General features: G+C 72.5%; 16 protein-coding genes. 11 read left to right on the forward strand and 5 right to left on the reverse strand.

The window, feature by feature from the left end; translation table 11 throughout:
- Window positions 1-143 precede the first annotated feature (143 nt).
- The 8 genes from QSK45_RS14905 to QSK45_RS14940 all read left to right on the forward strand — a co-directional run bounded on the left by QSK45_RS14905 (window position 144) and on the right by QSK45_RS14940 (window position 8,522).
- Window positions 144-1,103 carry an alpha/beta hydrolase gene (locus tag QSK45_RS14905; protein WP_285556914.1) on the forward strand — a complete coding sequence of 320 codons (960 nt, stop codon included), beginning with the start codon at window positions 144-146 and terminating at the stop codon, window positions 1,101-1,103.
- Window positions 1,104-1,131: 28 nt separating this feature from the next.
- Window positions 1,132-2,361 carry an acyltransferase family protein gene (locus QSK45_RS14910; RefSeq protein WP_285557106.1) on the forward strand — a complete coding sequence of 410 codons (1,230 nt, stop codon included), beginning with the start codon at window positions 1,132-1,134 and terminating at the stop codon, window positions 2,359-2,361.
- A gap of 10 nt (window positions 2,362-2,371) precedes the next feature.
- A complete protein-coding gene (locus QSK45_RS14915; RefSeq protein WP_285556916.1) occupies window positions 2,372-3,775 on the forward strand; it encodes a sensor histidine kinase in 1,404 nt (467 codons plus the stop codon).
- Window positions 3,772-4,452, forward strand: a complete 681-nt coding sequence (locus tag QSK45_RS14920; RefSeq protein ID WP_285556918.1) for a response regulator — start codon at window positions 3,772-3,774, stop codon at window positions 4,450-4,452. The genes QSK45_RS14915 and QSK45_RS14920 overlap by 4 nt, the downstream gene beginning before the upstream one ends.
- Window positions 4,453-4,545: 93 nt before the next feature.
- On the forward strand, window positions 4,546-5,904 hold the full coding sequence (locus QSK45_RS14925; RefSeq protein ID WP_285556920.1) for a sensor histidine kinase: 1,359 nt from the start codon (window positions 4,546-4,548) through the stop codon (window positions 5,902-5,904).
- Window positions 5,901-6,566: a response regulator gene (locus tag QSK45_RS14930; RefSeq protein ID WP_285556922.1), complete on the forward strand. Its 666-nt coding sequence runs from the start codon at window positions 5,901-5,903 to the stop codon at window positions 6,564-6,566. Before QSK45_RS14925 ends, QSK45_RS14930 begins: the two co-directional genes overlap by 4 nt.
- A gap of 45 nt (window positions 6,567-6,611) precedes the next feature.
- Window positions 6,612-7,832, forward strand: a complete 1,221-nt coding sequence (locus QSK45_RS14935; RefSeq protein ID WP_285556924.1) for a cytochrome P450 — start codon at window positions 6,612-6,614, stop codon at window positions 7,830-7,832.
- A gap of 87 nt (window positions 7,833-7,919) precedes the next feature.
- Window positions 7,920-8,522, forward strand: coding sequence for a Uma2 family endonuclease (locus tag QSK45_RS14940; protein WP_285556926.1), 603 nt, complete (start codon window positions 7,920-7,922; stop codon window positions 8,520-8,522).
- Window positions 8,523-8,529: 7 nt separating this feature from the next.
- Here QSK45_RS14940 and QSK45_RS14945 read toward each other — a convergent pair whose 3' ends face one another.
- Entirely contained in the window at window positions 8,530-10,134 is a 1,605-nt protein-coding gene (locus QSK45_RS14945; protein ID WP_285556927.1) for an ABC transporter permease, read from the reverse strand.
- The gene (locus QSK45_RS14950) at window positions 10,131-11,111 is read right to left on the reverse strand and encodes an ABC transporter ATP-binding protein (RefSeq protein ID WP_285556930.1); all 981 of its coding nucleotides are present in this window, start codon (window positions 11,109-11,111) and stop codon (window positions 10,131-10,133) included. Before QSK45_RS14950 ends, QSK45_RS14945 begins: the two co-directional genes overlap by 4 nt.
- Window positions 11,112-11,184: 73 nt before the next feature.
- On the opposite strand from QSK45_RS14950, the gene QSK45_RS14955 reads away from it, so the two are divergent.
- Window positions 11,185-11,688: a GbsR/MarR family transcriptional regulator gene (locus tag QSK45_RS14955; RefSeq protein ID WP_285556932.1), complete on the forward strand. Its 504-nt coding sequence runs from the start codon at window positions 11,185-11,187 to the stop codon at window positions 11,686-11,688.
- Window positions 11,689-11,701: 13 nt separating this feature from the next.
- Here the strand turns inward: QSK45_RS14955 and QSK45_RS14960 are convergent, their stop codons facing one another.
- Both QSK45_RS14960 and QSK45_RS14965 read right to left on the reverse strand, forming a co-directional pair.
- A complete protein-coding gene (locus tag QSK45_RS14960) occupies window positions 11,702-13,213 on the reverse strand; it encodes an APC family permease (protein ID WP_285556933.1) in 1,512 nt (503 codons plus the stop codon).
- Window positions 13,214-13,341: 128 nt separating this feature from the next.
- Entirely contained in the window at window positions 13,342-14,181 is an 840-nt protein-coding gene (locus QSK45_RS14965) for a diacylglycerol kinase family protein (protein ID WP_285556935.1), read from the reverse strand.
- Window positions 14,182-14,378: 197 nt separating this feature from the next.
- Between QSK45_RS14965 and QSK45_RS14970 the strand changes: the two genes are divergently transcribed.
- Together QSK45_RS14970 and QSK45_RS14975 are read left to right on the forward strand one after the other, a co-directional pair.
- Window positions 14,379-15,662, forward strand: a complete 1,284-nt coding sequence (locus tag QSK45_RS14970; RefSeq protein WP_285556937.1) for an adenylosuccinate synthase — start codon at window positions 14,379-14,381, stop codon at window positions 15,660-15,662.
- 222 nt (window positions 15,663-15,884) lie between these two features.
- A complete protein-coding gene (locus QSK45_RS14975; protein ID WP_285556939.1) occupies window positions 15,885-17,705 on the forward strand; it encodes a bifunctional metallophosphatase/5'-nucleotidase in 1,821 nt (606 codons plus the stop codon).
- Between the two features lie 105 nt (window positions 17,706-17,810).
- Here QSK45_RS14975 and QSK45_RS14980 read toward each other — a convergent pair whose 3' ends face one another.
- Window positions 17,811-18,908, reverse strand: coding sequence for a serine hydrolase domain-containing protein (locus QSK45_RS14980; RefSeq protein WP_285556941.1), 1,098 nt, complete (start codon window positions 18,906-18,908; stop codon window positions 17,811-17,813).
- Window positions 18,909-19,022 lie beyond the last annotated feature (114 nt).

Consider the following 19,022-nt stretch of genomic DNA (forward strand, 5'->3'; position numbering starts at 1 on the left):
GTAAGGGGAACCGCGGTCATACCCGTAGTACCTGAGAGGTACCGCGCAGGACAGCTCCCCGGCGGGACGCCGACGACCCCCCTCGCTTCCTAACTTCCTTTCCAGCCGCGCCCGATGGCCGGGCCGGCTGGAAGGAAGCCGCCATGGGGCGCCCCCCGCACCGCACCCGCCGTACCCTCGTCGCCGCCCTCCTCGCCGCGGCGCTCACCGTCCCCCTCTCCGCGGCCGCCCGCCCCCGCGTCCCGGCGCCCGCGCCCGCGGCCCTTCCCCCGCTCACCCCGGCCACCCTCGACACCGCCTACGCCGCCAACCGCGCCGACGCCCGCCGTGCCGCCCGGATGGCCGCCGCCCACGGCGACTCCCGCCGCGCCGCCAGTGACCGCACCCTGGCCTCGGCCCACCGCCGGCTGCTGGCCTTCGACGGGCGGGGCGCGGGCCTCGCCACCGAGGTGTTCGGCGACCTCGCCCACGCCGACCGCATCGCGGTCCTCGTCCCCGGCTCGGACACCTCCCTCGACACCTACGGCCGCTTCCACCGCGCGGCCGAGTCCCTGTACGCGGCCACCGACCGGGCCCCCGGCGCGCGTACCGCCGTCGTCGCCTGGCTCGGCTACACCACCCCGGACACGGTCAGCACCACGGTCGCCACCACCACCCGCGCCGACGAGGCCGCCCCCCGTCTGCGCGCGCTCGTACGGCAGTTGCGCGCCCTCGCCCCCGCCCACGCGCGCCTCGCCCTCCTGTGCCACTCCTACGGCTCCGTCGTCTGCGGCCGGGCCGCGCGCGGGCTCGACGTGGACGACATCGCCCTGGTCGGCAGCCCCGGCACCGGGGCGGACGACGTCCCCGCCCTCGGCACCCGCGCCCGCGTCTGGGCGGCCCGCGGCACCGACGACTGGGTGGCCCACGTGCCGCACGTGCGCGTCGACCTGCTCCTCGCCACCGTCGGCCTCGGCACCGACCCGGTCTCGCGCGCCTTCGGCGCCCGGGTCTTCGACGCGGGCGACGCCGACCACAGCGGCTACTTCACCCCGGGCTCGGCCTCCCTCGCCAACCTGGCCCGGATCACCCTCGGCGAGACCTCGGAGGTCACCCGTGTCTGACACCGGCAGCCGTACGGCAGGGACCGTCATGTCGGCGATACGGCACGGAGCCCGCCGCGTCGACGCGGCCACCCCCGACTCCCGCGACCGCGCCGTCGACGCCCTGCGGGCCCTGGCGATCCTCGGTGTCGTCCTCGGCCACTGGCTGGTCACCGCGCTGGTCGCGCACGACGGCGGCCTGCACACCGCCAGCCCCCTGGGGCGCATGCCCTGGCTGGCCCCGGTCTCCTGGGTCTTTCAGACCCTGGCGGTGTTCTTCCTGGTGGGCGGGCACGTGGCCACCAGGAGCCTCGCCTCCGCCCGCGCCCGCGGCCTGACGTACGGACAGTGGCTGCGCTCCCGCCTGGCCCGGCTCGCCCGCCCGGTCCTCGCCCTCCTGTGCCTGTGGGCCCTGGTCACCGCGGGCCTGCTGCTCGCCGGCGCCCCGGCGGACACCGTCCACACGCTCGTCAAACTCGCCCTGTCCCCGCTGTGGTTCCTGCTGGTGTTCGCCGCGCTGACCGCCGTGACCCCGCTCGTCACCCGGCTGCACCCGCTGTGGCCGCTCGCCGTCGTGCTGCACGTGGACGTGCTGCGCTTCGGCCTGCACCTCGGCCCCTCCTGGCTCGGCTGGGCGAACCTGCCCGCCGGCTGGCTGGTCCCCTACACCCTCGGTGCCGCCTGGACCCGGGGTGAGCTGGACACCCGCCGCGCGGGCTGGGCCCTGCTCGCCTCCGGCACGGCGGCCACGGCGCTCCTCGTCGGCTGGGCGGGCTACCCGGCCGCCATGGTCGGCGTCCCCGGCGCGGCGGTCTCCAACCTCGACCCGCCGACCCTCGCCGCCGTCACCTTCGGCCTCGCCCAGTGCGGGCTGGCGCTGCTGCTGCGCGACCGGCTGCGCCGCGCGATGCGCCGCCCCCTGCCGTGGGCGGCGGTGGCCACGGTCAACCTCTCGGCGATGACGATCTTCCTGTGGCACCAGACCGCCCTGATGGCCACCACCGCCGCGGTCCTCCCGGCCGGCCGCCTGCCCGGACTGCACACCGCACCCGACGGCCCGGCCTGGATCGCCGTCCGCCTCTGGTGGCTCCCGGTGTTCGCGGTGGTCCTGACGGTGTGCTGGGGCGCGTTCCGGTCGTACGAACAGGGCGGTGGCCGCCGTGCGCGCGACCGGCGGGGGCACGGTCGCCGCAGCCGGGTGGTCCGCGTGCACCGGGGCGGCGCGGCCGACGGGGAAAGGGGGGCAGGCCCCCGTGTTCCCCGAGGTCGCCGTGTCTAAGGTGGACGGCGTGACGGAAACGGGGGGTCGTCAGGGATTCGCGCTGCTCGCGGACCGGGCGCGGCAGTGGCTGGTGGTGTTGCGGGACGATCTGTGCACGCTCCGGCGCGATCCGCTGCCGGTGTCCGTGTGGCTGCGCTGGCTGCCGCACGGGCTGGTGTGCCTGGCCGCCTTCGGGGCCGGGACCGGCGGTGTGGCGCAGCTCGTGAACAACGGCGGGCTGAATCTCGGCTCCTCCTTCGCGATCGGTCTCGCGCAGGGCGGTGCGGCCGTGCTCGCGCTGCGCCGGCCCGTCGCGGCCTGGTGGCTGTCCACGGCGGCGACCGTGGTGTGCGCCGCCGCGGTCCACGACCACCTGGGCCGGATACCCGGCGTGGTGTTCTCCTGGCCCTGGACCGTCGCCGGGATCGTCGCGCACCTGCTGGTCATGCTGCTGCTCGCGCTGCGCGTGCGCGCCCGGGTGGCGGTCGAGGCGCTGGCCCTGACCGCGCTGGTCACCGCCCTCCTGGAGGGCGGCTGGGGCGGGGCCGTCTACCAGCCGACCGGGGTCACCGCGGTGGTGCTGTCCGCGGTGGTCGTGGCGCTCGGCATCGCCGTGCGCGGCCGCCAGCAGGCGCGCGCCGAACTCGTGGAGCAGACCAGCCTCACCGCCGAGGAGCGGGCCCGCCGCACCCTGCTGGAGGAGCGCAGCCGCATCGCCCGGGAGCTGCACGACGTGGTCGCCCACCACATGTCGGTCATCTCCATCCAGGCCCAGGTGGCCCCCCACCTCGTGGAGCGGCCCTCGCCCGAGCTGGAGGAGAACCTCGCGGGCATCCGGCAGAACGCGCTGGAGGCCCTGACCGAACTGCGCCGGGTCCTCGGGGTCCTGCGCTCCGAACACCCCGAGGACCCCGAGGGCCCCTACGGGCTCGGCGCGCCCGGCACCGGGGCCGCCCCGGACGCCCCCCAGCCCACCCTCGCCCGGCTCGGCACCCTGATCGACAACACGCGCGCCGCCGGGCTGGACGTGAGCGCCGAGGTGCGGGGCGCGGTGCGGCCCTACACCCCGGGCGTGGAGCTGTCGGCGTACCGGATCGTGCAGGAGGCGCTGAGCAACGCGCTGCGGCACGCGCCCGGGTCGAGCGTGCGCGTCGAGGTCGTCCACCGCCCGGACGGCCTCCACCTGGAGGTGGCCAACTCCCGTGCCCGGGAGCCGGTTCCGCCGTCCCCGGGCGCCGGGCACGGGCTGCTCGGCATGCGCGAGCGCGCGGCGATGCTCGGCGGCCGGGTGACCGCGGCCCCGACCGCGCAGGGCGGCTTCACGGTCACCGCCTTCCTTCCCGGCGACGGCACCCCGTCCGACGACCCGCCGCCCCCGGTCCCCCCGCCCTTCCCGCCTTCCTCGCCCACGACAGGAGAACAGACCCCATGACGAGCGGCGCCGGCGCCATCCGCGTACTCATCGCCGACGACCAGGAGATGGTGCGGCAGGGCTTTACCGTGCTGCTCAACGCCCAGCCCGGCATCGAGGTGGTCGGCCAGGCGGTGGACGGCCGGGAGGCGGTGGCCAAGGCCGCCGAACTGGCTCCGGACGTCGTCCTGATGGACATCCGCATGCCCGAACTCGGCGGCATCCAGGCGACCGAGCGCATCACGGTCGCCCAACCCGCCGTCAAGGTACTGGTGCTGACCACCTTCGACCTGGACGAGTACGTGTACGACGCCCTGCGCGCCGGTGCCTCCGGGTTCCTCCTCAAGGACGCCTCCGCCGACAAACTCGCCGAGGCGGTACGGGTGGTGGCGGGCGGCGACGCCCTGCTCGCCCCCGGCATCACCCGGCGCCTCATCGCCGAGTTCTCCCGCCTGGACGGCGGCCGCCGCTCCCCGCTGCGCCGGCGCGTCGGCGACCTCACCGAACGGGAGACGGAGGTGCTGGCGCTGATCGCGCAGGGGCTGAGCAACGCGGAGATAGCGGTCCGCCTGGTGGTGGCCGAGCAGACGGTGAAGACGCACGTGGGCCGGATACTGGTGAAGCTGGGGCTGCGGGACCGCACGCAGGCGGCGATCTTCGCGTACGAGTCGGGGCTGGTCAGACCGGGGGCGCGGTGAGCGTCGCGGGCCCGAGTAGTACCTGAGGAGGACCCCGCGGAACCCGCCTCCAAGCTGACGACCGGCCGCCGCCCGCCGCCTACCGTTTCCCGTGTGACCGAGACGACCCACACGCACGCCACGCCACCGCTCGGGGCCGGCCGCCCGCGCAGCCCGGAGTTCCGGCTGGCCGCCGACGCCCTCGCCGGGCTGCGCCAGGACCTGTTCCACGACGCCTTCGCCTACCGTCCGCTGCCGCGCCTCGGCCCCGACAGCCGTTTCGTGCGCCGCCGTTCGGGCCGGCCGCGGGAGTACGCGCCCTGGACCCCGCACGCCGTGGTGGTCTTCTTCGGGGTGCTGGCCATGTGGCTCGGCGCCTCCCGCGCCGACGCCTCCGCGGCCTCGAACCTGATCTGCGGACTGCTGGCCCTGGCGCCGGTCCTGCTGACCCTGGTGCGTCCCGCCGGGGCGTTCTGGCTGTCCCTCGCCGCGTGCACGGTCACCGGCATCGTCAGCCGGGGCGACTGGATGAGCGGGACGTGGACGCCGGGCAGCTTCCTCTCCCACCTGGTGGTGCTCACCGTCGTGGCGATCCGCACCCGGCCGCGCACCGCGGCCTGGATGTGGGTGCTGACCGGGGTCTACGGCTTCTTCGACGCGAGCCTGTTCGGCCACCGGTACGACCGTGACGACGTGGCCCAGATGCTGCTCCTGTCCGCGCTGATCCTGCTGGTGGTCGCCGTGCGGCACGTCCGCCGGGAGGCCGCGCTGGAGGTGACCGCGCAGCAGACGGTGACCGAGCACGAGCGTTCGCGGCGCACCCTGCTGGAGGAGCGCACCACCATCGCCCGCGAGCTGCACGACGTGGTCGCCCACCACATGTCGGTGGTCGCGATCCAGGCGGAGGCGGCGCCCTACCGGGTGGAGAACCCGCCGCCGGAGCTGGAGAAGGCGTTCGCCACCATCCGGGAGAACGCGGTGGCGGCCCTGACCGAGCTGCGCCGGGTCCTCGGGGTCGTGCGCGCCGAGGACTACGCGGCGCCGGACGCCCCGCAGCCCACCCTCGCCGACCTCGACGGGCTGCTCGCCAATGTGCGCGAGGCCGGGCTCACCGTGGACAAGGCGGTGACGGGCGCGGTGCGCGAACTGCCGCAGGGAGTGGAGCTGTCGGCCTACCGCATCGTCCAGGAGGCACTGAGCAACACGCTGCGCCACGCGCCCGGGGCGAGCGCCCGCGTGGAGCTCTCGTACGTCCTCGGTGGCCTCGGGCTGCGCGTGGTCAACGGCCCGCCGCCCGCGCCGAGCCTGCTGAAGTCGTCGCCGGGCGCCGGGCACGGCATCACGGGCATGCGGGAGCGTGTCACCATGCTGGACGGCGAGATGACGGCGGCCCGCACCGACGAGGGAGGCTACGAGGTGGCGGTCTTCCTCCCCGTGCCGGCCCCGGCCCCCGAAGCCGAGGACGGCGCATGACGATCCGGGTGCTGGTCGCGGACGACCAGATGATGGTCCGCGAGGGCTTCTCCGTCCTGCTGAACGCGATGCCGGACATCGAGGTCGTGGGCGAGGCGGTCAACGGCCGCGAGGCCGTGGAGCAGGTACGCCGGCTCGCCCCGGACGTCGTCCTGATGGACATCCGCATGCCCGAACTCAACGGCATCGAGGCGACGCGCGAGATCGTCGCGGCCGACGCCACGGCCAAGGTGCTCGTCCTGACCACGTTCGACCTGGACGAGTACGTCTACCAGGCCCTGCGCGCGGGCGCCTCCGGCTTCCTCCTCAAGGACGCCTCGGCCCGCCAACTGGCCGACGGAGTACGGGTGGTGGCGGCCGGCGAGGCGTTGCTCGCCCCCTCCGTCACCAGGCGCCTGATCACCGAGTTCTCCCGTCTGCCGGACGTCCGCCGCCCCCTGCACGCGGTCCAGGCCGCCTACGGCGACCTCACCGAACGCGAGACCGAGGTCCTCGTCCTCATCGCCCAGGGCCTGTCCAACGCGGAGATCGCCGAACGCCTGGTCGTGGCCGAGTCCACCACCAAGACCCACGTCAGCCGCATCCTCGTCAAACTGGGTCTGCGCGACCGCACCCAGGCGGCGGTCTTCGCCTACGAGGCGCGCCTGGTGACACCGGGCTGACCCCGTGGCCTGGTCAGATCCGGTTCCGCGCGTTAGCGTCGGCGCATGTCAGGGCCTGTAGACCTCGCTTTCGACCCCTGGGACCCGGCGTTCGTGGCCGACCCGTACCCGGCCTACGCCGAGCTGCGCGGCCGCGGGCGGGTGATCCGGTACGAGCCGACGGACCAGTGGCTGGTGCCGCACCACGCGGACGTCTCGGCGCTGCTGCGGGACCGGCGGCTCGGGCGGACGTACCAGCACCGTTTCGGCCACGAGGAGTTCGGGCGGACCGCGCCGCCCCCGGCGCACGAGCCGTTCCACACGCTCAACGATCACGGGATGCTCGACCTGGAGCCGCCGGACCACACGCGGATCCGGCGACTGGTGTCGAAGGCGTTCACGCCGCGCACGGTGGAGCGGCTGAAGCCCTATGTGCGGGGCCTGGCCGACGAGTTGGTGGCGGCCCTCGTCCGGGACGGCGGCGGCGATCTGCTGAAGGACGTCGCCGAGCCGCTGCCGGTGGCGGTGATCGCCGAGATGCTGGGAATCCCGGAGGCGGACCGGGGCCAGTTGCGGCCCTGGTCGGCGGCCATCTGCGGGATGTACGAACTGAACCCGTCCGAGGACACGGCGGCGCGGGCGGTCCGCGCGTCGGTCGAGTTCTCCGGCTACCTGCGGGACCTGATCGCCGCGCGGCGCGGGCGACCCGGTGACGACCTGATCTCCGGACTGATCGCCGCGCACGACGAGGACGACCGGCTGACCGAGCAGGAGATGATCTCCACCGCCGTACTGCTGCTCAACGCGGGCCACGAGGCCACCGTCAACGCCACGGTCAACGGCTGGTGGGCGCTCTTCCGCAACCCCGCCCAGCTGGCCGCCCTGCGCGCCGACCACTCCCTCGTGCCGACCGCGATCGAGGAGCTGATGCGGTACGACACCCCGCTCCAGCTCTTCGAGCGCTGGGTCCTGGACGACATCGAGATCGACGGCACGACGATCCCGCGCGGCGCCGAGATCGCCCTGCTCTTCGGCTCCGCCAACCACGACCCCGCCGTCTTCCCGGACCCCGCGCGCCTCGACCTCACCCGCACCGACAACCCCCACATCTCCTTCAGCGCCGGCATCCACTACTGCATCGGCGCCCCCCTCGCCCGCCTCGAACTGGCCGCCTCCATGACGGCCCTGCTGCGCCGGGCCCCCACCCTCGCCCTGGCGGCCGAACCGGCCCGCAAGCCGAACTTCGTGATCCGGGGACTGGAAGGTTTGAGCGTGGAGGTGCGCTGATCACCCGTTCGGATGATCACGCGGCTGTCTTGGCATATGCCAACCGCCGGCACGGCACGCTGGTGCCCGCCTTACGAGGAGGGCACCATGACGGTTATGGCAGAGCGCGAGTTGCAGTCGGCCCAGATGTCGGTGGAGGAGTTCGAGAGGATCGCCGAGTCCGCGGCCAGGGAGACCGACGACACCGTCAGGTTCGAGTTCATCAACGGACGGATCGGGGTCAGGAAAGTGCCGGACGGCGACCACAACAGCATCGTGCTGTGGCTGATGAGGCGGTGCATGCAGGCACGGCCGGACCTGGATCTCTACCAGGGACAGGGGCTGAAAGTAGAGGAATACCGCGAGGGAAGGGTCCGCCCCGATGCCATCCTCGTGCCCGAGGATCACTTCGCGGGCCATGGCGAGTGGGCCGACCCGACCGGCGCCCTCCTGGTCCTTGAGGTCACCTCCTACGACTCCGACACCGACCGGCGTGACCGCCAGGAGAAGCCCGTGGCCTACGGTGCCGCGGGCATCCCCTTCTACCTGCTCGTCGACCGCGACGACTGCACGGTCACCCTGTTCAGTGACCCGCACCCGGGCGTCGGCTACCGCAACGCACGCAAGGAGGCTTTCGGCGCCCAGCTGTTGATCCCCCCACCCGTGTGCGTCGAACTCGACACCGAGAAACTGAAGCACTACGTCGACTGACCCGCCCTCACCCCGCCACATCCCTCCTGCGCAACCCCGCCAGTCCCACGCCGACGAACAGCACCGCGAGCCCCGTCAGCAACAGCATCGGCGGCCAGTGCACCGTTCCGCCCGGCAGCTTCGGGAGATGGGTGAAGGGGGAGAGGTCCAGCAGCGACCGGGGGGCCTTGAGGGCGGGGCCGACCCAGCCGAGGAGCAGGACGGCGCCCGCGACGCCCCAGGCGGCGGTCGCGCCGCGCGGCAGGACGCCGTAGAGCAGGACGGCGATGCCGCCGATGACCCAGATGGCGGGGAGCTGGGCGAGGCAGGCGGCCACGAGGGGGCCGGTGTCCTTGCCGTAGCCCGCCGCGAAGCCCAGGCCGGTGAGCAGCATCAGCAGGGCCGCGCCTCCGAAGGCGATCACCAGGTGCCCGGCCGCCCAGCGCAGCCGGCCCACCGCGCCCGCGAGGACCGGTTCGGCCCGGCCGGAGGACTCCTCGCCGTTCAGCCGCAGCACCGACTGCACGATGTACAGCGCCGCGACCAGCCCCAGCATGTTGATCAGCGCGGCCAGCAGCGCGTCGGTGAGCCCCGACTGCCCGCCCATCCGCTGGAAGATCTCCCGCGCCTGGTCGCTGTCCCGCACCATGTCCGTCGCGCCGGTCACGACCCCGCCGTAGACCACCCCCGCGACGAAGAACCCGAGACCCCAGCCCAGCACGCTGCCCCGTTGCAGCCGCCAGGCCAGCGCGCCCGCCGTGCCGAGCCGCCCCGCCGCCGGTCCCGGACGCGTGGGCAGGAAGCTCATCCCGACGTCCCGGCGCCCGGCCAGCTCGTAGGCGACCGCGCCCTGGACCACCGCCGCGCCCGCGAACAGCGCGAGCACCCACCAGCGTTCGCCCGCGAAGGGCCGCAGGTCCTCCAGCCAGCCCAGCGGCGACAGCCAGGTCAGCACCGAGGAACCGTCGGACGACGCCGAGTCGCCCGCCGCGCGCAGCACGAACGCCGCGCCCAGCACCGCCGACGTCAGCCCCCGCGCCAGCCGCGCGCTCTCCGTCAGCTGGGCCATGATCGCCGCCACGGTCGCGAACACCAGCCCGACCCCGCCGACGCCGAGCCCGAAGGCCACCGCCCCCGCGCCGCCCTGCGCGGAGAGCCCCGCCGCGACCAGCACCGCGAGGACCGCGTTCGCGCCCGCCGCCGTCACCAGCGCGGCCGTCAGCGGCGCCCGCCGTCCGACCATCCCGGACGACACCATCTCCTGCCGCCCGCTCTCCTCCTCGTCCCGGGTGTGCCGCAGGACCACCAGCAGGCTCATCACGGCGGCGAGCGCACCGGCGTACACCCCGACCCGCCAGGCCGTGAGCGCGCCCAGCGAGTCGGCGAAGACCGGCCCGACCATGGCCCGCAGCGAGGTGTTCGCCGCCATCTGCCGCATCAGCTCGGCGCGGGCGGCCGGGGTGCCGTAGACCGACTGGAGGCTGTTCGGCATGGACAGCACCATCAGCGCGATCACCGCGATCCACACCGGGATCATCACCCGGTCCCGGCGCACCGCGAAACGCACCAGGGTGCCGGTACCGGCGAACGAGCGGGCGCCACCGGCCCGTACGGAGAGGGCCGCCGCGCTCACACCGCCACCCCGTCCGCGTCGTCGGCCTGGTCCGTGTCGTCGGCGCCCTGCGCGTAGTGCCGCAGGAACAGCTCCTCCAGCGTCGGCGGCGTCGACGTCAGCGTCCGCACCCCCGACTCACCGAGCGCCCGCAGCAGCCCGTCGAGTCGGTCGGTGTCGACCTGGAGCCGCACCCGCCGGCCCTGGACGTCGAGGTCGTGCACGCCCGGCAGATCCGCCAGCCCGACGGGCACGCGCGCGAGTTCGGCGGTCACGCTGGTCCGGGTCAGGTGCCGCAGCTCGGCCAGCGAACCGCTTTCCACCGTCCGCCCCTTGCGGATGATGCTGACCCGGTCGCACAGCCGCTCCACCTCGCTGAGGATGTGGGAGGACAGCAGGACCGTGCGGCCGCGCGCCCGCTCCTCCTCCACACAGCGCCGGAAGACCTCCTCCATCAAGGGGTCCAGGCCCGAGGTCGGCTCGTCCAGGATCAGCAGGTCCACGTCCGAGGCGAAGGCGGCGACCAGGGCGACCTTCTGCCGGTTGCCCTTGGAGTAGGTGCGGCCCTTCTTGGTCGGGTCCAGCTCGAAGCGCTCGACCAGTTCGTCGCGCCGCCGCGGGTCGAGCCCGCCCGCCCGTCGTCCGCCGCCACCCTGCCTGACGCGCTTCGCGCGCCCTCCTTGATGCAGCCGGCCGAACAGGTCGATGACCTCGCCGCCGGACAGATTGCGCCAGAGGGTCACGTCACCGGGCACGTAGGCGATCCGCCGGTGCACCTCCACCGCGTCCCGCCAGGGATCGCGGCCCAGCACCCGCACCGCGCCGGCGTCGGCGCGCAGCAGCCCGAGCAGTACCCGGATGGCGGTCGACTTGCCCGCGCCGTTCGGTCCCAGGAAGCCGTGCACCTCGCCGGACTCGACGTCGAGGTCGAGGCCGTCCAGCGCATGGGTGCGGCCGAAGGACTTGTGCAGCCCGGCGACCGTGATTGCCTTGGTCATGGACCGAACGTACGCTTCTTTCACAAACTTGTGAAGTTACCGAAGGTCCCTAATGTTGGGTACCGTAGGGACCATGACGGAAGCGGTGGGGGCGGATGCGGCGGTCCGGGACCCCGAGGCGGTCTCGACGTTCGTGGAGCGCTTCGCGGCCCAGCTCGTCGAGGCGGGGATGGCCCGCATGCCCTCCCGTGTCTTCGCCGCCCTACTCGCCTCCGACACCGGCACCCTGACCTCGGCCGAGCTGGGCGAACAGCTGAAGATCAGCCCCGCCGCCGTCTCCGGCGCGGTGCGCTACCTCGCCCAGGTCCACATGGTCTCCCGCGAGCGTGAGCCGGGCTCCCGCCGCGAGCGCTACCGCGTCCACAGCGACCAGTGGTACGAGGCCCTCACCAGCCGCGAAGCCGTCATCAAGCGCTGGGAGGACGCCCTGCGCGAGGGCGTCACCGGCCTCGGCGCCGACACCCCCGCGGGCCGCCGCCTCGCCGAGACCCTGGACTTCTTCGAGTTCATCGAGCGGGACGTGGCCGCGATGATGGAACGGTGGCGGGCCTACCGGGACGAGAAGTACACCCGCTGAGGGCGGAGGGCGCCTACCGTTCCTTCGTCTCCTCCAGCACGGTGCGCCCCAGCAGCGCGTACCGCTCCGGGGCCCGCCGCTTGAGGTAACTCGCGTACGACACGCCCACCAGTGCCACGGCCGCCACCAGCCACGGTGTGGCCCGCAGCACCAGCGAACCCGACTCGCTCCCCGCCGCCGCGCCCATGTTGGACACCAGCAGCACCACCACCCCGAGCATCGCCGCTCCCCCCACCAGCGGCGCGGTGAACGTCCGGAACCAGTGCCGGCTCTCGGGGTGGTGCGACCGGAAGTACACCAGCACCGCGAACGAGCACACGGCCTGTACGACGAGGATCGCCATCGTCCCGAGGATCGCGAGCAGCACGTACGTCCCGGTGTACGGGTCCTTCCCCGCGGCCCAGAACGCGCCGATCAGCACCGCCGCGACCACCGTCTGCACCAGCCCGGCGATGTGCGGCGACCCGTGCCGGGCGTGCGTGCGCCCGATCGTGCGCCGGAGCGAGGGCAGGACGCCCTCGCGGCCCAGCGCGTACAGATACCGCGCGGCACAGTTGTGGAAGGCCATGCCGCAGGCCAGCGAGCCCGTGATCATCAGCCACTGCATGACGTCGACGGCCCAGTGGCCGACGTAGCGCTCGGTGGGGGCGAAGAACATCGTGAGCGGGTTCGCGGAGGACGCGGCCCGCACGGCCTCCGCCTCGCCGTTGCCCGAGATGGCCATCCAGGAGACGAAGACGTAGAAGACCCCGACGCCCAGGACGCTGACCATGGTCGCCCTGGGGATGATCCGTTTCGGGTCGCGGGACTCCTCGCCGTACATCGCGGTGGACTCGAAGCCGACCCAGGACCAGAAGGCGAAGAAGAGGCCGAGCCCGGCGGACGTGCCCTTGAAGGCGTTGACCGGGTCGACCGGCGCGAGGCTGAAGCCGTGCGGGCCACCGCCGTGCAGGGCCACGGACACCGCCATCGCGGCGAGCACGGTGACCTCGGTCGCCAGCAGCACCACCAGCAGTTTCTCGGCGACGCTGACCCCGAACCAGGTGCCGGTCGCGTTGACCGCCAGCATCAGGATCGCGAAGGCCCACCAGGGCAGACGCACCCCGGTCTGGTCCCGCAGGGTGGTCGTGGCGAAGGTGGAGAAGATCCCGATCAGCGCGGGCTCGAACACGACGTAGGCAAAGGTGGCGAGGAGGCCCGAGGCGAGCCCGACGGTGCGGCCGAGACCGTAGGAGATGAAGCCGTAGAACGCGCCCGTCGACGTGATGTGCTTCGCCATCGAGGTGAAACCGACGGAAAAGATTGCCAGCACGACCATTGCGACGAGATAGCTCGCGGGTGCCCCGACACCGTTGCCCGACGACACCATGAACGGCACGTTCCCGGTCATCGCGGTGATCGGCGCGGCCGTCGCCACGGCCATGAAGACCACGCCGAGCAGCCCGACGGCATTGGGTTTCAGCCGGTGAATCGTTTCGTCGCCGCCGGTCTCCGCCGCCGGGACCACACCCTCGTCCACTGCCATGAATGACCCCCTCCGGGTCCGCTCCCTGGGTCCTGATGGAGCAGGATGCTGGACGACCGGGGGGTGCGGGAAGGGGTCGGAACTGTTAAATATTTGTCACTAGACCATTGGGGTGAGGAGTTGAGGTGTCAGTCGTGGGCGGGCAGCACCAGAGCCCACGCCCCCTCGGCCACCCGCCAGGTGCGGCGCCGAACCGGGCCCGTCACCTTCGTGTCGGCGCGGTAGTGGAAGTCGGGGCCGGTGACCGTGACCGTGCGCCCCGAGGCCCGCAGGGGCGTCGCCTCCGCGCCCACGGAGAGGGGGTGGACCGTCAGTTCCGCCAGGCCGCCGGTGGCCGGGGCCAGGGAGAGGGACTCCACCGGCTGGTCCAGGTCCACCAGGGTGTCGCCGTCGACCTCCACCCGAAGCCGGGTGGGGCCGGGGGCGGGTATCGCGGACAGCCGGGCGGGGCGCGGGCTCAGGGTGCGCACCAGGGACCGGTACCAGGGGCGGGCGGCGGCCGCCATCGGCGCGGGGGCGGGCGCCCGCACCGGGGCCGGGGGGATGGCCAGCTCGCCGAGGACCAGCCCGTCGCTGTCGTCGGCCAGCAGATCCAGCCGGCGCTCCTCGCCGTCCAGCACCGCCCGCGCCGCCGCCACCGCCCCCGTCGGCACCCCGAGGGACTCCGCCAGGGTCAGCGCCTCGCCCACCGGGACCATCGACAGCGCACATCCGGCCAGTTCCCGCTCCCGGTGCAGCAGGGTCACGGCCCGCATCAGGGCCGCGTCGTCGCCCACCACCACCGGACGGCGGGAACCCCTACGGCCCAGTGCCCGCGCGAATTCCTCGGGCCCCTCCGGAAGACAGACCTTGGCCGCCGCACCCGCGCTGAGCACGTCTTTCGCGATCCGAACGGACTCCCCGTCCGTCTGCCGTGCCCCCGGATCGATGATCACCAGCAGCTGATCGGACGTCGCGAAAGTCGCCACCTCGGTCCTGCCTCGCTTCCTCGGGTAGCATCTTTGTGCAAGAGCCCCTTGCGCTATTGCGCCAGGGGCTTCGTCTATTCCGGGGCATCCGGTCCGACGGTTGTGCGGCCAACGACGGTCGCGGTGGCACGCGGCGGTGAACCTTACGCCCACGCCCCTGACCTTGGACATGCCCCGCCCGGAAGGGGTGTACGCGCGTGCCCGCACTTGTGCTGCTCGGTGCTCAGTGGGGTGACGAGGGCAAGGGGAAGGCCACCGACCTGCTCGGTGGATCGGTGGATTATGTGGTGCGATACCAGGGCGGCAACAACGCCGGCCACACGGTCGTCGTCGGCGACCAGAAGTACGCACTCCACCTCCTGCCCTCCGGCATCCTCTCTCCCGGATGCACGCCGGTCATCGGCAACGGTGTCGTCGTCGACCCCTCGGTCCTGCTCTCCGAGCTGAGCGGTCTGAACGAGCGAGGCGTCGACACCTCCAAGCTCCTCATCAGCGGCAACGCGCACGTCATCACGCCGTACAACGTCACGGTCGACAAGGTGACGGAACGCTTCCTCGGCAAGCGGAAGATCGGCACGACCGGGCGCGGCATCGGCCCCACCTACGCGGACAAGATCAACCGCGTGGGCATCCGGGTCCAGGACCTGTACGACGAGTCGATCCTCCAGCAGAAGGTGGAGGCGGCGCTCGACGTCAAGAACCAGATGCTCACCAAGCTCTACAACCGCCGCGCCATCGCCGCCGAGCAGGTGGTCGAGGAGCTGCTGGGCTACGCCGAGCAGATCAAGCCGTACGTCGCCGACACCGTGCTGATCCTCAACCAGGCCCTGGAGGAGGACAAGGTCGTGCTGTTCGAGGGCGGCCAGGGCACGCTGCTCGACATCGACCACGGCACGTACCCCTTCGTCACCTCCTCCAACCCGACCGCGGGCGGCGCCTGCACCGGTTCGGGTGTGGGGCCGACGAAGATCAGCCGGGTCATCGGCATCCTCAAGGCGTACACCACCCGTGTCGGCGCCGGTCCGTTCCCGACCGAGCTGTTCGACAAGGACGGCGAGGCGCTGCGCCGGATCGGCGGCGAGCGCGGTGTGACCACCGGCCGTGACCGCCGCTGCGGCTGGTTCGACGCGGTCATCGCGCGGTACGCGACCCGGGTGAACGGCCTCACCGACTTCTTCCTCACCAAGCTGGACGTCCTCACCGGCTGGGAGCAGATCCCGGTCTGCGTGGCGTACGAGATCGACGGCAAGCGGGTGGAGGAACTGCCCTACTCGCAGAGTGACTTCCACCACGCGAAGCCCGTCTACGAGAACCTGCCGGGCTGGTCCGAGGACATCACCAAGGCGAAGACCTTCGCGGAGCTGCCGAAGAACGCGCAGAACTACGTGAAGGCGCTGGAGGAGATGTCCGGCGCCCCGATCTCCGCGATCGGCGTGGGTCCGGGCCGGGACGAGACGATCGAGGTCAACTCCTTCCTGTAAGCCGGAGTTCGACCCGGCTTCACCGTGCGGCAGCGCCCGCCGGTTCCGCCCCCGGGCGGTTCCGGCGGGCGCTGTCGCGTTCCGGCCAACCTGACTCATCCTTGACCTGGACATGGTCATTTCCTGGTTTGCGGCGATGAGGGGCACGAGCACGATCTACGCGGGTAGCCTCCGCATGGAACGACCCTCTGCTCGCGCCAACTCCACTCTCAGGAGCCTTGAATGACCCACAGTCCCATGAACCGCCGGGAGTTCGTGAAGAAGTCGGCCGTCACCGGCGCCGCCGTCGCCGCGGCGGGTGCGGTGGGCCCCGGCACCGCCGAGGCGGCCGAGAACGGTCACTCCGGAAAGGCGCCGCGCACCTGGTCGTTCTCCATCCTGGGCACCACCGACCTGCACAGCCACGTCTTCGACTGGGACTACTACGCGGACGCGCCCTACAAGGACAAGAAGGGCAACTCCGTGGGCGTCGCGCGCGTCGCCACCCTCATCAAGCAGCAGCGTGAGGCCAAGGGCGAGCACCGGGTGCTGCTGGTCGACGCCGGCGACATCATCCAGGGCACCTCCCTCGCCTACTACTTCGCCCGGGTCGACCCGATCACCGGTACCGACGGCGAGAGCGGCCCCAAGCACCCCATGGCCGTCGCCATGAACCACATGCGCTACGACGCCGCCGCGCTCGGCAACCACGAGTTCAACTACGGCATCGACACGCTGCGCAAGTTCGAGGACCAGTGCGACTTCCCGCTGCTCGGCGCGAACGCCCTGCACGCGACCTCGCTGCGGCCCGCCTTCCAGCCGTACACCGTCAAGCGCATCAAGGTCCCCGGCGCCCCCGACATCAAGGTCGGCATCCTCGGCCTGACCAACCCCGGCATCGCGATCTGGGACAAGGACAACGTCGGCGGCAAGCTGGTCTTCCCCGGTCTGGTCGAGCAGGCGAAGAAGTACGTGCCGCGGCTGCGCGCGCTCGGCTGTGACGTCGTCTTCCTGACCGACCACTCCGGCCTGGACGGCTCGTCCTCGTGGGGCGACGCGCTCCCCTACATCGAGAACGCGTCCAACCTGGTCGCCGAGCAGGTCCCGGGCATCGACGCGATCCTCGTGGGCCACACCCACGTCGAGGTGCCGTCGTACACCGTCAAGAACGAGGAGACCGGCGAGGACGTCCTGCTGTCCGAGCCGTACTGCTGGGGCTACCGCCTCAGCGTCTTCGACTTCGAGCTGGAACTCCACCACGGTCAGTGGAAGGTGACGAGCAAGAAGGCGCAGACCCTCAACCCCAACGGGGTGGACGAGGACCCGGAGATCAAGAAGCTCCTGGAGGCCGACCACGAGCTGGTGGTGAAGTACGTCAACACCCCGGTCGGCACCTGCACGACGGACCTCTCGGCGGCGGAGTCCTGCTGGAAGGACGTGCCGATCATGGACTTCATCCACAAGGTCCAGACCGAGACGGTCAAGGCCGGCCTCTCCGCGGCCGACGCCGCCCTCCCGCTGATCTCGGTCGCGGCGCCCTTCAGCCGCACGGCCGACATCCCGCAGGGCAACGTCACCATCAGGGACATCGCCGGGCTCTACATCTACGACAACACGCTCTACGGCAAGAAGCTCACGGGCGCCCAGCTGAAGGACTACCTGGAGTACGCGGCCAAGTACTACCACCAGGTGCCGGCGGGCACGCAGGTCGACACCGAGACGCTGACGAACGCCAACAGCTTCTGGGACTACATGTACGACACGGCGGCCGGCGTCGACTACGACATCGACATCGCCCAGCCCGAGGGCTCCCGCATCAAGAACCTCAGCTACGGCGGCGCCCCCGTCGCCGACGACCAGGTCTTCGTGGTCGCCGTCAACAACTACCGCGCCAACGGCGGTTCGGGTTACCCGCACATCGCCACGGCGGAGATCGCGTACAGCTCCACCAACGAGATCCGCCAGCTCATGATCGACTACGTCACCGCGAAGAAGTCCCTCGACCCGGCCGACTTCGCGGTCACCAACTGGAAGCTGACCCAGGCGGGCACGCCGGTCTTCTAGCCCCCTCCGTTCCTCCTCCCCGCCCACCCACCCCTCTCGCCCGGCCGAGGGGCGGGCGGGCGGCAGGTGCGACGGAGCCGCCGCCCGGCGGCCTCGGGCGGGTCGTCAGCCGGCGAGCGCGGCGTCGACCACGGCCGTGATGTACGGGAGGTCGTTGCCCGCCCCCGTCGGGTTCAGGGAGTACACCACGCGGTGCCTGAGGTCGCGGGTGGCGAAGAACCCGTTGTCCCAGCCGGGGCGGGAACCGGTCTTGCCCCATGCGTACGCGCCGTCCGGGAGCTGGTGGCGCAGGAGTCCGCCGACGCTGTAACAGGCCCTCTCCCCGGCGCAGTTCGTGTTGTCGGCCGCGCTCTTCACGTGCGGTATCGCGAACACCAGCCGCTGCTGGGCGGGTGGCAGCAGCCGGCCCCGGAACAGCGCGGTGAGGAAGCGGTCCAGGTCGGCCGCGGTGGAGATCATGCCGCCCTCGGCCCACGGGTAGGGGCTCTGCTCGGTCACGTCCTGCCCGTCGACGTACACCTCCGCGTGGGGCGAGGGGATCGCCGGGTCGTCGGCGGCGGGCAGGGCGGTGTGGGAGAGGCCCAGCGGCCGGATGATCCTGCGCTCCAGCTCGTCGGCGAAGGAGTGGCCGGTGACCTTCTCCACGACCAGGCCGAGGACGAAGGAGTTGAGCCCGTTGTACTGCTGCTCGGAGCCGGGCGCGGGCGGCGTGCCGGTGGCGCCGGCGAACGACGCGCGCAGGAGTTCCTCGGGCGTCACCGACGTGAGCTGCCATCCGGGGCCGTCGTCCGGTCCGGGCGTCGGAGCGGGCTTGGGCAGGCCGCTCGTGTGGTCGAGGAGCTGGCGCACGGTGACCCGGTCGTACGCCCGCGGCAGCACCCGGGGGACGTACCGCCGGGCCGGCGCGTCCAGGTCCAGCCGGTGCTCGGCGACGAGTTGCAGCACCACCGTGTTGGTGAACACCTTGGTGACGCTGCCGATCCGGAGGTACGCGTCGCCGGTGACCGGGCCTGCGGTGGCGCCCACGCCGTCCTGTCTGACCAGCGCGCCCGCGACGACGTCGTCGGGCAGGTGGTCGAGGATGTCCTGGACGGTGGGGGCCGGGGCCGCCGGGGCCGCCGGGGCGGCGGCCGCGGGCAGGGCCGCGCCCACGGTGAGGGCGGCGGCCAGGGAGAGGGCGGTGGCGGCGAGACGCATGTGCATCGAGGGACCTCCGGCGTCGCTGACGGACGTGCTGACACATCGACTCTGCCGTCCGCGACCGCCGTCGCCCATCGGTGATCACCCTGATCGTGACCCCGAACCTTCCCTGACCCG

It is taken from the genome of Streptomyces hygroscopicus subsp. hygroscopicus (genome assembly GCF_030269125.1).
In the GTDB taxonomy this organism is placed as follows: Bacteria; Actinomycetota; Actinomycetes; order Streptomycetales; family Streptomycetaceae; genus Streptomyces; species Streptomyces hygroscopicus_C.

What these genes read in the sequence shown, in the direction of transcription:
- QSK45_RS14905 (WP_285556914.1), top strand. Translation starts at nt 144, where the DNA reads ATGGGGCGCCCCCCGCACCGCACCCGCCGTACCCTCGTCGCCGCCCTC.
- QSK45_RS14910 (WP_285557106.1), top strand. Translation starts at nt 1,132, where the DNA reads ATGTCGGCGATACGGCACGGAGCCCGCCGCGTCGACGCGGCCACCCCC.
- QSK45_RS14920 (WP_285556918.1), top strand. Translation starts at nt 3,772, where the DNA reads ATGACGAGCGGCGCCGGCGCCATCCGCGTACTCATCGCCGACGACCAG.
- QSK45_RS14930 (WP_285556922.1), top strand. Translation starts at nt 5,901, where the DNA reads ATGACGATCCGGGTGCTGGTCGCGGACGACCAGATGATGGTCCGCGAG.
- QSK45_RS14935 (WP_285556924.1), top strand. Translation starts at nt 6,612, where the DNA reads ATGTCAGGGCCTGTAGACCTCGCTTTCGACCCCTGGGACCCGGCGTTC.
- QSK45_RS14940 (WP_285556926.1), top strand. Translation starts at nt 7,920, where the DNA reads ATGACGGTTATGGCAGAGCGCGAGTTGCAGTCGGCCCAGATGTCGGTG.
- QSK45_RS14950 (WP_285556930.1), bottom strand. Translation starts at nt 11,111, where the DNA reads ATGACCAAGGCAATCACGGTCGCCGGGCTGCACAAGTCCTTCGGCCGC.
- QSK45_RS14955 (WP_285556932.1), top strand. Translation starts at nt 11,185, where the DNA reads ATGACGGAAGCGGTGGGGGCGGATGCGGCGGTCCGGGACCCCGAGGCG.
- QSK45_RS14960 (WP_285556933.1), bottom strand. Translation starts at nt 13,213, where the DNA reads ATGGCAGTGGACGAGGGTGTGGTCCCGGCGGCGGAGACCGGCGGCGAC.
- QSK45_RS14975 (WP_285556939.1), top strand. Translation starts at nt 15,885, where the DNA reads ATGACCCACAGTCCCATGAACCGCCGGGAGTTCGTGAAGAAGTCGGCC.
- QSK45_RS14980 (WP_285556941.1), bottom strand. Translation starts at nt 18,908, where the DNA reads ATGCACATGCGTCTCGCCGCCACCGCCCTCTCCCTGGCCGCCGCCCTC.